The 13,421-nt window shown below is 57.4% G+C and carries 6 protein-coding genes, 2 tRNA genes and 2 rRNA genes (1 of these 10 only partly in view); 3 read left to right on the forward strand and 7 right to left on the reverse strand.

Annotated features, from left to right (window positions below; genetic code table 11):
• Nucleotides 1-3: 3 nt before the first annotated feature.
• Nucleotides 4-4,536: a glutamate synthase large subunit gene (gene gltB, locus E5180_RS11900; protein ID WP_138924564.1), complete on the reverse strand. Its 4,533-nt coding sequence runs from the start codon at nt 4,534-4,536 to the stop codon at nt 4-6.
• 57 nt (nt 4,537-4,593) lie between these two features.
• A complete protein-coding gene (locus E5180_RS11905; RefSeq protein ID WP_138924565.1) occupies nt 4,594-6,027 on the reverse strand; it encodes an NAD(P)-dependent oxidoreductase in 1,434 nt (477 codons plus the stop codon).
• A gap of 229 nt (nt 6,028-6,256) precedes the next feature.
• On the opposite strand from E5180_RS11905, the gene E5180_RS11910 reads away from it, so the two are divergent.
• A complete protein-coding gene (locus tag E5180_RS11910) occupies nt 6,257-7,060 on the forward strand; it encodes an undecaprenyl-diphosphate phosphatase (protein ID WP_138924566.1) in 804 nt (267 codons plus the stop codon).
• A gap of 55 nt (nt 7,061-7,115) precedes the next feature.
• Here the strand turns inward: E5180_RS11910 and E5180_RS11915 are convergent, their stop codons facing one another.
• A complete protein-coding gene (locus tag E5180_RS11915; RefSeq protein WP_138924567.1) occupies nt 7,116-8,099 on the reverse strand; it encodes a complex I NDUFA9 subunit family protein in 984 nt (327 codons plus the stop codon).
• 214 nt (nt 8,100-8,313) lie between these two features.
• Here E5180_RS11915 and E5180_RS11920 point away from each other — a divergent pair.
• Nucleotides 8,314-8,399 (forward strand) — tRNA-Leu (locus E5180_RS11920).
• 436 nt (nt 8,400-8,835) lie between these two features.
• On the opposite strand, the gene E5180_RS11925 is transcribed toward E5180_RS11920, so the two are convergent.
• Nucleotides 8,836-9,525, reverse strand: a complete 690-nt coding sequence (locus tag E5180_RS11925) for a DUF1236 domain-containing protein (protein ID WP_254700462.1) — start codon at nt 9,523-9,525, stop codon at nt 8,836-8,838.
• Nucleotides 9,526-9,743: 218 nt separating this feature from the next.
• Between E5180_RS11925 and E5180_RS11930 the strand changes: the two genes are divergently transcribed.
• Nucleotides 9,744-10,903, forward strand: a protein-coding gene (locus E5180_RS11930) for an IS3 family transposase (protein ID WP_138922942.1) whose coding sequence is annotated in 2 segments (ribosomal slippage) — nt 9,744-9,993 and nt 9,993-10,903 — 1,161 coding nt in all. Because the reading frame shifts where the segments join, the coding sequence is not laid out codon by codon here.
• Between the two features lie 509 nt (nt 10,904-11,412).
• On the opposite strand, the gene E5180_RS11935 is transcribed toward E5180_RS11930, so the two are convergent.
• The 3 genes from E5180_RS11935 to E5180_RS11945 form a co-directional block, all read right to left on the reverse strand.
• Nucleotides 11,413-11,489: transfer RNA gene (locus E5180_RS11935), tRNA-Met, on the reverse strand.
• Between the two features lie 74 nt (nt 11,490-11,563).
• Nucleotides 11,564-11,678: ribosomal RNA gene (rrf, locus tag E5180_RS11940) — 5S ribosomal RNA — on the reverse strand.
• 89 nt (nt 11,679-11,767) lie between these two features.
• Nucleotides 11,768-13,421 (reverse strand): 23S ribosomal RNA (locus tag E5180_RS11945) (it continues 1,181 nt past the right edge of the window).

Consider the following 13,421-nt stretch of genomic DNA (forward strand, 5'->3'; position numbering starts at 1 on the left):
TGCTTACTCCGCCGGTATCGCGTGCTCTTCGACGCTGAGAGGGGCGGGCAGATGGATCAACATCTCTTTGGGGCAAATCTGGACAAAGTTATCCTTTTCGATGTCCCAATGCTGCAGGATGTCTTCGGCCTTGCGGCTGTTGGTTTCCTGCAAGTGCCGTTCGATCAGGCCCTTCAGCTGGTTTTCCCAATGCGCCACCGTGACGGGGCAGGTCACCAGTGTTTCACGGTTCAGCATTTTCTCGACCTTGCCATCGGGGTTGTACAGATAGGCCATACCGCCCGTCATCCCCGCGCCAAAGTTTGCGCCGATCTCGCCCAGGATCACGGCCACGCCACCGGTCATGTATTCGCACCCGTTGCTGCCACAGCCTTCGATCACCACATGCGCACCAGAGTTGCGGACCCCGAAACGTTCACCTGCACGGCCCGCTGCGAACAGGAAGCCCTTGGTCGCGCCATACAGCACGGTGTTGCCGATGATGGTGTTCTCAGAGGCCACGATGGTGCTTGCCATCGATGGACGCACGACGATGGTACCGCCCGACAGGCCCTTGCCAACATAGTCGTTCGCATCGCCCGATACTTCAAGCTTGAGCCCCGGTGCCGCGAACGCCCCCAGCGACTGCCCCGCCGAACCGGTCAGCTTGACTGTCAGGTGATCGGGCTGCAGCTGGTTGTTCATACCGAAGTTGCGGATGATGTGGCTCGAGACGCGGGTGCCCACGGTACGGTGCGTGTTCTGCACCGCATAGCTGAGCTGCATCTTCTCGCCATCCTCAAGGAACCGTGCGGCGTCGCGCACGATTTCAGAGTCCAGCGTGTCCAACACAGCGTTGCGCGGCTTGTTGCGGTCATAGACGATCTCTGCCGCGCCATCGACGGTGATAAGCAGCGGGTTGAGATCAAGATCGTCAAGGTGGGCAGAGCCACGGCTGACCTGCGCCAGCAGATCGGCACGGCCAATCACGTCATCCAGACTACGCGCCCCGATAGAGGCGAGCAATTCGCGGACTTCGGTGGCGTAGAAGGTGATCAGGTTCACAACCTTATCGGCGTTGCCGGTGAACTTGCCACGCAGCGCTTCGTCTTGGGTACAGACGCCGACGGGACAGGTGTTCGACTGGCACTGACGCACCATGATACAGCCCATCGCGATCAGAGCGGCGGTGCCAATGCCGTATTCCTCGGCCCCCATCATCGCGGCCATCACGATGTCACGGCCTGTGCGCAAACCACCATCGGTGCGCAGGGTGACGCGGTCACGCAGGTTGTTCATTGCCAGAACCTGATGCGCTTCGGTTAGGCCCATTTCCCATGGCAGACCCGCATATTTGATCGAGGTCGCAGGCGATGCACCCGTGCCGCCATTGTGGCCCGAGATCAGGATGATGTCCGCCTTGGCCTTCGCCACACCGGCGGCAATCGTGCCAACCCCCGACGACGCCACCAGTTTCACGGTCACCTTACAACGCGGGTTGATCTGCTTGAGGTCATAGATCAGCTGCGCAAGGTCTTCGATGGAATAGATATCGTGGTGCGGCGGAGGAGAGATCAGCGTCACCCCCTTGGTGGAATGGCGCAGACGGGCAATCAGGTCAGTGACCTTCATACCGGGCAGCTGGCCGCCCTCGCCGGGTTTGGCCCCCTGGGCGACCTTGATCTCAAGCTCTTCGCACTGGTTCAGGTATTCGGCGGTCACACCGAAACGACCCGACGCCACCTGCTTGATCTTGGCCGACGGGTTATCACCGTTGGCCTCGGGCACGAAGTGCGCCGGATCTTCGCCGCCTTCGCCAGAGTCTGACTTGGCCCCGATGCGGTTCATGGCAACGTTCAGGGTCTTGTGTGCCTCGGGCGACAGCGCGCCAAGGGACATGCCCGGCGTCACGAAACGCTTGCGAATAGAGGTGATGGATTCGACCTCTTCGATGGGCACAGGGGCCCCCAGTGGCTTGATATCCAGCAGATCCCGCAGATGGATTGGCGGATTGCTTTGCATCTTGGCGCTATACTGCTTCCACATTTGGTAGGACGCTTTGTTGCAGGCCATTTGCAGCATGTGCATCGACGATGCTTCCCATGCGTGGGTCTCGCCGGATTGACGCGCTTTGTAGAAGCCGCCGATGGGCATAACGACGCCGTCGCCCTGCCAGCCACGATCGTGGACCGCCTCGGCCTTGCGCTGAATACCGGTCACACCGATCCCGCTGATACGGCTGGTCATGCCGGGGAAATATTCCGCACACATGGCGCGGCTTAGACCCACGGCTTCGAAATTCAGGCCGCCGCGGTAGGACGACATGACGCTGATCCCCATCTTGGCCATGATTTTCAGCAGACCTTGGTCAATCGCCTCGCGGTAGCGGGCCATCGCGGTGGTCAGGTTCATGTCCAGCAAACCACGACCGATGCGATCCGCCAGCGAATCCTCGGCAAGGTAGGCATTCACCACGGTCGCGCCGCAGCCGATCAGCACGGCAAAATAATGCGGGTCCACACATTCAGCCGCCCGCACGTTGAGCGAGGTAAACGTCCGCAGGCCCTTGCGGGTCAACTGGCTGTGCACGGCAGATGTCGCAAGGATCATCGGCATCGCCACACGGGTCGCGTTGCTGAACTGGTCGGTCAGCACGATGTGACCGGCACCAGAACGAACCGCGTCCTCGGCTTCGTCGCGGATGCGGCGCAGGTTTTCGCTCAGGTTGTTGCCGCCTGCCTCGAAGGTACAGTCGATGGTGACAGAGTTCGCGTTGAATTCGGTCATCAACTGATCAAACTGCGCGTTCGCAAGGAACGGGCTGTCGAGCACAAGAATCTCTGTCTGCGCGCTGGATTCGTCCAACACGTTCTTGAGGTTCCCGAACCGCGTTTTCAGGCTCATGACGCGGAATTCGCGCAAGCTATCGATCGGCGGGTTGGTCACCTGGCTAAAGTTCTGGCGGAAGAAGTGGCTGAGCGGGCGGTACTGGTTCGACAGAACTGCCGACGGCGTGTCGTCGCCCATAGAAGCCAGCGTCTCTTTCGCATCTTCGGCCATCGGGGCGAGGATTTGTTCAAGGTCTTCGATGGTGTAGCCCGCTGCCACCTGACGGCGGCGCAGTTCGTCGCCCGAAAACAGCGCCTTTTCCTCGACATCGCCAAGCGCTTTGTCCAGCTCGTTGATCTTGCCGACCCATTCGCCAAAGGGGCGCGACGCGGCGAGCTTGTCCTTGATTTCGGTATCGCCGAACATTTTGCCTTCTTCGATATCGACCGCCAGCAACTGACCGGGGCCAAGCGCGCCTTTGCGTACGACATTCGCCTCGTCCTGCGGCACCATGCCCGCTTCGGAACCGGCGATCAGCATGCCGTCAGCGGTGACGACGAAACGCATCGGGCGCAGGCCGTTGCGGTCAAGGCCGGCGCAAACCCAGCGGCCGTCAGTCATTGCCAGCGCTGCGGGACCATCCCAAGGCTCCATCACGGAGTTGCAGTAGGAATACATGTCGCGCCACGCCTGAGGCAGCTCGACCGCTTGCTTTGACCAGCTTTCAGGCACCAGCATTGTTTTCGCCATGGGGGCTGAACGACCCGCGCGCACCAGCACCTCGAACACCGCATCCAGCGCGGCAGAGTCGGACGACCCGGCGGCGACGATCGGTTTGATGTCTTCGGCCATTTCGCCAAACGTGCCCGACGCCATGCGGATCTCGTGGCTTTTCATCCAGTTGATGTTGCCCTTGAGCGTGTTGATCTCGCCGTTGTGGGCCAGCATGCGGAATGGCTGCGCCAACCACCACTGTGGGAAGGTGTTGGTAGAATAACGCTGGTGATAGATCGCAAACGCGGATTCAAAGCGTTCGTCCATCAGGTCGGGATAGAAGTTGGCCACATCCTGCGCCAGCATCATACCCTTGTAGATGATCGACCGGCAGGACATCGACGCGATGTAAAGGGTCGGCACCTGTGCGGCCAGCGCGGCTTTTTCGATGCGACGACGGATGACATAAAGCTCACGCTCGAATGTTTCCTCGTCCACGCCCTTGGCGTTCGAAATCAGGATCTGTTCGATCTCGGGGCGGGTCGCGTTGGCCTTGTCGCCCAGAACCGACGTATCCACAGGCACGTGGCGCCAGCCGTAGATATAGTAGCCCATGCGCAGCACTTCGGTTTCAACGATGGTCCGGCAGGTTTCCTGCGCGGCAAAGTTGGTGCGCGGCAAAAAGACCTGACCGACGGCGATCAGTTCGCCTTCGCGGGGGCTGTGACCGGTGCGGCGCACCTGATCATAGAAAAAGTTGACGGGGATCTGCACGTGAATGCCTGCGCCGTCGCCGGTTTTACCGTCCGCATCAACAGCCCCGCGGTGCCAGATCGCCTTGAGCGCCTTGATGCCGTTTTCAACAACCGCACGGCTGCTGGAGCCGTCGATGTTCACGACAAGGCCAACACCGCAGGATGAATGCTCTTCTTCTTCGGAATACAGACCGTTTTCTGCCATGAAAGCGCGTTTTGCTTCTTCGCGTGCTACCCAGGCGTCATCATACTTGGTCATTTGGAATCTCCTAAATCGGGCGCGCCCGAGGCGCGAAATATCAACTGAAAGGGGCGTTTATTCGGCGGCGATGGCCACGCTGGCCCCCATCTTTTCAAGGATCGCCTGCGCACAATCGCGCCCGTCCTTGATGGCCCAGACCACCAGTGACGCGCCGCGCACGATGTCACCCACGGCATAGACACCATCCAGATCGGTCGCGCCGGTGATATAGTCGGCCTTGATCGTGCCCCAGCGGTTCACCGGCAGCTCTGGCGTGTTCCACAGTTTGGGCAGGTCTTCGGGTTCAAAGCCAAGCGCCATGATCACCAGATCGGCCTCTTCGACATAATCAGCACCCTCGATCACCTCGGGGGCCTGACGGCCAGAGACATCGGGCGCGCCAAGACGCATCTTTTGCACCATCACACCGGTGACCGGATCGCCGACGAACCCTTTGGGCGCGGACAGCCATTCAAATACCACGCCTTCTTCTTCGGCGTTCTGCACTTCGCGTTGCGAGCCGGGCATGTTGGTGCGGTCACGACGATAAAGACATTTCACCGACGTGGCCCCCTGGCGGATCGAGGTCCGCACACAGTCCATCGCAGTATCACCGCCGCCAATGACGACGACCTTTTTACCCTGCGCGTTAAATCGACCGGAGTCGAATTCCTCGACCGCGTCGCCAAAGCTTTTGCGGTTGCTCACGGTCAGGAAATCAATCGCGCGTTCCAGACCCACACCGCCAACGCCGGGGGCCTGAATATCACGTGTCTTATAAACGCCCGTCGCGATGATTACGGCGTCATGCTTGGCGCGGATATCAGCAAAGCTGATGTCGACACCCACATCGCAGTTCAATTCAAAGTTAACGCCACCTTCGGCCAACTGATCGTTGCGGCGCATGACGATATCTTTTTCCAGTTTGAATCCGGGGATACCATAGGTCAGCAAGCCACCCGCGCGGTCATAGCGATCATAGATCGTAACCTGCACACCCGCACGGCGCAGCACGTCCGCAGCGGCCAGACCGCCAGGCCCTGCGCCGATGATACCGACGGATTCGGCACGTTCGGTCTTGGGCTTGATCGCCTGCACCCAGCCGTTTTCCCATGCGGTATCGGTGATGTATTTCTCGACAGAGCCGATGGTCACAGTGCCGTGGCCGGATTGTTCAATCACACAGTTGCCTTCGCACAGACGGTCCTGCGGGCAGATGCGGCCGCAGATTTCGGGGAAGGTGTTGGTGGCCTGACTGATCTCGTAGGCTTCCTTCAGGCGCCCTTCGGCGGTCAGGCGCAGCCAGTCGGGGATGTTATTGTGCAGCGGGCAATGCGTCTGGCAATATGGAACGCCACACTGGCTACAGCGGCTGGATTGCTCCTGCGCTTTCTCATCCGCGTATTCCGCATAAATCTCTTTAAAGTCTTCACGACGAAGATTCGGCATCCGTTTTTCGGGCATATCCCGGGAAACCGTTGTAAACTTGAGCATTGGCTGCTTTGCCATCTTGGATCTCTCCGCATGAAACACGTTGCTGCCCCCTCATACACAGGCTCTTAAAGGATATAAAGGCAGCATTGCTGACCTATATACATATTATTTTCATTCGCACGCATTTATCTGGCGGATATATCCCCATTTTATGTCCGATTCGGCCTTAACAACCTACTTCCCTTCCATCCCCCCAAAGTTGTAGCCCTATGGCACCGAGAACGTTTCAAAGGCCGGCCCCTTCATGACCCTGTTTCAATTACTGCTCGTCGCAATCATTCAGGGGCTGACAGAGTTCTTGCCCGTCTCGTCCTCGGGTCATCTGATTTTGCTGCCCACGCTCACCGGCGGACCCGATCAGGGGCTTGCCATTGATGTGGCGGTGCATGTCGGCACGCTTCTTGCTGTGGTTCTATATTTTCGCACCGAAGTCGCAGAGGCCACTATAGGACTTGGCCGCTTGCTACGCGGCAAGATGGACACCCCCGGCGCGCGGCTTGCGGCGCTTTTGATTATTGCAACGATTCCGGTTCTGGTGGTCGGGCTGGTGATCAAGCTGCTGGGGATCGACGAGATGCTCCGCTCTGTTGCGGTGATCGGCTGGACGATGCTGCTGTTCGGGATTGTACTGTATTGGGCCGACCACACAGGTCGCAGCGACCGCAACACCGAAGACTGGAACATGAAAGGTGCCGTCTGGATGGGGCTCGCGCAAGCCATCGCGCTGATCCCCGGCACCTCGCGGTCGGGCATCACGATCACCGCGGCACGCAAACTGGGCTATGATCGCGCCAGCGCCGCGACGCTTTCCATGCTGATGTCGATCCCCACGATCCTCGCCTCGGGTGCACTTTTGTCACTGGACGTGATCGGAGAGGCCGACGCGCAGCTTGCCCGTGACGCATCCATCGCCGCCGCCTTCGCCTTTGTCGCGGCACTTGCGGCCTTGACCTTGATGATGCGCCTGCTGCGGAGCGTGAATTTCACCCCCTATGTGATCTACCGCATCCTACTGGGGGCCGCGCTGCTGGTGTATGCCTACAGCTAAAGAAAAGGCCCCGCCGTTGCCGGCAGGGCCTTTCTGTATTCCGAATGCTACTGGCTCAGGTCCGCAGATTTTTCGCGGATTTCTTGATCTCGTCATACTGACCCGACGGGCGGAAACGCCACAGATACTCGGGCAGCACCGATCCCATAGACACAGGGGTGATCCCCAGAGCGTCAAAGCCTCGCGCGCCCTCGCCTACGACGTTATCATGGGCCAGGTTCTTGATCTGATCACGGGTCAACGTGTTGTTCTTGATCAAACCGAAGGTCACCGATTGCAGCACATCCAAACCAAAGGCGATCATCCGCGCGACAAACGTTGGTAATGCGATGACCAGACGACGGCGGTTTACCACACCCAGCATACGCTGCATCAGGCCGCGAAAGCTCTCGACCTCGGGTCCGCCCAATTCGTAGATACCCGCCGGGGCCTTGCCCGTCACCGCCAGCTCTGCCGCATGGGCGACGTCATCGACATAAACCGGCTGGAACAATGTATCCGCACCCACCGCAGGGATCGCAGGGCTGATCCGCGTCATACCGGCAAAACGGTTAAAGAAGTCATCCTCGGGCCCGAACACGATCGAGGGGCGCAGAATAACGGCATCGGGCATGTATTTCAGCACGCCGGCCTCTCCCATCGCCTTGGTCTGGGCATAGTCGCTATCGGTCTCGGCATTCGCACCGATGGCAGAGATCTGAACCAAGCGCTGCACCCCTTCGACTGCAGACAGGCGCGCAATACGCTCAGCACCGTCAGCCTGAATCGCGTCAAAGGTGTTCTTGCCAGCCTCGGCCATGATCCCAACGCAGTTCACCACCGCATCAGCGCCCCGCAACACATCGCGCACAGATGCGTCATCGCGGATGTTGCAAAAGACCGGTTCGACCTGCCCAACGGTGCCATAGGTACGCACGAATAACGCTTCGTTCGGGCGACGCACCGCAACGCGCACACGCCATCCCGCCAACGCCATGCGGCGAACGATATACCGCCCCACAAACCCGGAACCGCCGTAAACCGTGACCAGCTTTGCCATGATGATACCCCTGACCAGAAAATCTAGGGCAACAGATACATCCCCCCCCCTTGAGGAACAAGCAGCAATTCCGGCCCAAAGTGCCGCCCACAGCCGATCCAGCGCAACAAATCGCGCCCCTCGCCAATTATTCTGTCGTCACTTCGTTTTGTTGCGAGAATCCAATTGACACCCCCGCCCCACAGCAATAAACGCTCCCTCACAACCCCCCTGTGCCCAGGTGGCGGAATGGTAGACGCGCTAGCTTCAGGTGCTAGTACTGGCAACGGTGTGGAGGTTCGAGTCCTCTCCTGGGCACCACTTATCCCCGATAAGCAAGTTACCTAGAAAAATCATTTACGGTTTTTCATTCCCTGATCTCCTCTTACGTACTTAGTTTCTGCCTGCCTTTCGTCGCATTGTGCTTGAGATGGGATTGGAAACGCGCTTTCTGGGATTTTTGGAATGTACCGCACGCCGAGAGGTCAAGCAGGCACAGCCCAATTCGGGATGCGCTACCCTTGTCGCCATTGGGCGAACGGTGGGCCTCAGAAATTTAAATGACGGCGCGAAATCGTAGCAAGTCCAGCTTGTATATGCGCGGCCTATCACGCTAATGCGGCAACATAGTGACCAAATGCTCTGCCACCGAACCACCTTAGCTTAACAAAGGGCAACCGCCCCTCGGGACATCTTGGCTGGCAACGTAAAAAGGCCCGGCAACTGCCGGGCCTCCCTAAAGTCCTAAATCCAGCTATTAGCGGATAACGCTTACGATCGCATTGGTTTCAGGGTTTACGATGACCGTCTGGCCATTGATGTCAACGTAACGGTATTCCGACTGCGAAGGAATTTCGTATAGGACGACGTCCTGAGGTACGCCGGCACCGACCGCGACTTCACCGTCAAGGTAAACTGTCTCTACCGGGTTGCTTTCGATATATGTCACCGTCTCTACAGTGGGTTCAACTGCTGCCGAACCGGCCGCGCCCCCGAGGATACCGCCTGCGATGATGCCGCCCACGGGACCGCCAGCAGCATATGCCGCGAGCGAACCGATCACTGCGCCAGCTGTCGCACCTTGGCGCTCATCTTTCAGAGTTTCACCGGTGTCCTCGTACGTCACTGTGGTGACTTCCACTGCCGCAGGACGTTCCGTTACCACATAAGCCTCTTCTTCGGCTGAAACAGTCAGGTAGGGCGCGTAGGACCAACCCTCAACGCCATTATATGAGACTTTGCACCACGTGCCGTCTGCGACACAACCGTCGAGCGTCGCTGCTTCGCCACCAGGGATGACACCCAGAATGGTGTAGTTATTGGCAGGGCCACTGCGGATGTTCAGATCGGTTGCGGCGCTTGCATCCATCGCCATCGCCGATACAGGCAGAACGGCGGCCAGCGCCAGGGAAGATACCATTGTAAATTTTGTAAAAGACGTTTTCATCGTTATTCTCCTCACTAGCCGCGTAGCAGTTGATCTGCTGTCACCCTGTTCGGTGCTGCGGCATCTGGGTTGATAACCTCCAGATATGGCAAAGGTTCCACCGTTGGTTCTCACCGTGATTGGACCCCGGCAGAGTTTTGCTTATAGGTCCTGACCTGCCCCCCGAAACTTCCCTCAGTTTAATGTAGAGTTTGCTCAACCTTCGAAGGAGCAAACAGATGCGACAGAGCCGTTTTACTGAAGCCCAAATTATCGGAATGATCAAAGAACAGGAAGCTGGCATGCCGACGGCAGAGGTGTGCCGCAGGCATGGCTTGAGTCCCGCGTCGTTCTACAAGTTCAAAGCCAAATATGGTGGCATGAACGTTTCTGATACTCATCGCCTTAGATCGCTGGAGGATGAGAACGCCAAGCTGAAGCGCCTTCTGGCGGACACGATGTTGGACAATGTTGTGTTGAAGGATTTGCTGGGAAAGAACTGACGACACCGAATGTGCGACGGGCCGCAGCACGCAAGGCAATGCGAGACCATGATATCTCGCAGCGCCGGGCGTGCAGGCTTGTCGGTGTCGATCCCAAGACCGTCCGGCGCGATCAGTCACCGGATAATCCAGAAGTTCGCGAAGAGATGAAAGCGATTGCCAGCAAGCGACGGCGCTTTGGCTACCGCCGGATCGGTGTGCTGCTGGAACGCAAGGGAAGGATCATGAACCACAAGAAACTGTATCGCCTTTATACTGAAGAAAAGCTGGGCGTTAGACGGCGCAGGGGCCGCAAGCGTGCGCGTGGCTCGCGGACACCAATGCCGGTTGCTTTGCGTCCTGGCGAGCGTTGGTCCTTAGATTTTGTGTCGGATACGTTCGGCGCGTCACGCAAGTTCCGCATGCTGGCTGTAAACGACGATTGTTGCCGCGAGAACCTCTGCTTGGTGGCTGACACCAGCATCTCGGGCGCTCGTGTCGCGCGGGAACTTGACGCGCTTGTCCGTATTTATGGAAAGCCTGCCTGCATTGTCAGTGATAACGGCACGGAGTTTACCAGTCGTGCGATCCTAAAATGGGCCGGTGATAACGACGTTGATTGGCATTACATCGACCCCGGCAAACCCCAGCAGAATGGCTTCATAGAAAGCTTCAATGGCAGCCTGCGCGACGAGCTGTTGAATGAGGAAATCTTCGATACGTTGGATGACGCCCGTCGCAAGCTGGCACTCTGGCGATACGACTACAACAACGTCAGGCCGCACTCATCGCTTGGGAACCAAACACCGGCAGAAGCTCGTCGAGCGCTTGAGCAATTTGAGGGCTCCGCGCAAGACGCGCTTGCCCAAACTGACGACGAAGAATATGAAACCCAGACCCGCAAACTCTCGTTATGAATGAGGGAGCCTCGGGGGGCAGGTCAGTCCGGATTCAGTCTAGAAGTTGCGGTATGGCATTCGCAGCTTTGCACCATGCTTGCCGGTCATCGGCCTGAAAACAGGATGGAACTTCGATCTGTCGCGATTCCAGATCCGTCATTTAGCGTCCGTTTTAAATTTTGTCCCCACGAGAGGGGGGCGTTCATAGTAGAGGTTCTTTGGACATCGTTTCATAAAAAAGCTTGAGGCGGATCTGGCTACTCAGGCTCAGGATCCTATTGAGATCACACCGGACTTAGCAGCACTCCACCGTGCGGCGATTGACGACATCTCCGACATCCTTAACGACCCGGATGTTGTGCATCGCGCGTCTGAAGTCCTCGGCGCGCTTATCGACAGCATTACAATCCGTCACGATGCGGAGCGTGGCCATACGGCGCTGCTGGAGGGTAAGCCGTCGGGATTGTTGAGCTTTGCGTACAGCAAAAAAGCCGCGACCTGATTGGGTGCGGCTTGTGTGTTAAGTTTGGTTGCGGGAGTAGGATTTGAACCTACGACCTTCAGGTTATGAGCCTGACGAGCTACCGGGCTGCTCCATCCCGCGCCGGGTGCCAATGAGTATGTATTGGCTTATTAATTGTCATCGCAGAGAGATACGTTATTTAGAGGTTTTGCTAGGTTTGGCGGTGACCTACTCTCCCACGTCTTAAGACGCAGTACCATTGGCGCAGTAGCACTTAACTGCCGAGTTCGGGATGGGATCGGGTGTTTTGCTTACGCTATGACCACCAAACCGAGTAAAACCTCTAAATGTCCAAGTCAGTACAACTGATTGTATGTGTATGCTTTTGTCTCAGTAGATTAGTCTTTCTTCTACTGGATCAAATCAAGCCTATCGAGCAATTAGTACCAGTCAACTGAACGTATTACTACGCTTACATCTCTGGCCTATCGACGAGGTGGTCTACCTCGGCTCTCAGGGATACCTTGTTTTGAGGGGGGCTTCCCGCTTAGATGCCTTCAGCGGTTATCCTGTCCGATCATAGCTACCCAGCACTGCTATTGGCATAACAACTGGTCCACCAGTGGATCGTTCACCCCGGTCCTCTCGTACTAGGGGCAACTCCTCTCAAGTATCCTACACCCACGGAAGATAGGGACCGAACTGTCTCACGACGTTCTAAACCCAGCTCACGTACCTCTTTAAACGGCGAACAGCCGTACCCTTGGGACCTGCTCCAGCCCCAGGATGAGATGAGCCGACATCGAGGTGCCAAACACTGCCGTCGATATGGACTCTTGGGCAGTATCAGCCTGTTATCCCCGGCGTACCTTTTATCCGTTGAGCGATGGCCCTCCCACTTGGGACCACCGGATCACTATGGCCGTCTTTCGACTCTGCTCGACTTGTCAGTCTCGCAGTCAGGCTGGCTTCTGCCATTGCACTCAACGAGCGATTTCCGACCGCTCTGAGCCAACCTTCGCGCGCCTCCGTTACGATTTAGGAGGCGACCGCCCCAGTCAAACTACCCACCACACAGGGTCCCGGATCCGGATAACGGACCGCGGTTAGACATCAAGCAGAACAAGGGTGGTATCTCAAGGGAGGCTCCACGCAAACTGGCGTTCACGCTTCAAAGCCCACCACCTATCCTGCACATGTTCGGCCTAATGCCAGTGTGAAGTTGTAGTAAAGGTGCACGGGGTCTTTCCGTCTAACCGCGGGTAACCGGCATCTTGACCGGTAATTCAATTTCGCTGAGTCTATGTTGGAGACAGCGGGGAAGTCGTTACGCCATTCGTGCAGGTCGGAACTTACCCGACAAGGAATTTCGCTACCTTAGGACCGTTATAGTTACGGCCGCCGTTTACCTGGGCTTCAATTCAGAGCTCTCACCCCTCCTTTTAACCTTCAGGCACCGGGCAGGCGTCAGACCCTATACGTCGTCTTACGACTTCGCAGAGCCCTGTGTTTTTAATAAACAGTCGCCACCCCCTGGTTTGTGCCCCCAGCCCGTACTTGCGTACAGACCGGGCCTCCTTCTCGCGAACTTACGGAGGTATTTTGCCGAGTTCCTTCAACATAGTTCTCTCAAGCGCCTTGGTATTCTCTACCTATCCACCTGTGTCGGTTTAGGGTACGATCTAACGATGGAGCTATTTCCAGGAACCTCTAAGCAGCCCATTCAATCCGATAAGGATGAACTACCTTCGAGATCCGTCACTTCCATCTGGCCCAGGAATATTAACCTGGTTCCCATCGACTACGCCTTTCGGCCTCGCCTTAGGGGTCGGCTTACCCTGCTCAGATTAGCTTTAAGCAGGAACCCTTGGATTTTCGGCGAGAGTGTCTCTCACACTCTTTGTCGCTACTCATGTCATCATTCTCACTAGTGATCTCTCCACGGGATCCCTCACAGGCCCGCTTCACAGAAAGCTCCTTGTGTCCAATTCCACCCGAAGGAGGATAAGGACACATGGAACTATGTCACACTACGCTCTGCTACCATGCAATAAATGCATCCTAAGCTTCGGC

The sequence above is a fragment of the Sulfitobacter sp. BSw21498 genome (genome assembly GCF_006064855.1).
GTDB lineage: Bacteria > Pseudomonadota > Alphaproteobacteria > Rhodobacterales > Rhodobacteraceae > Sulfitobacter.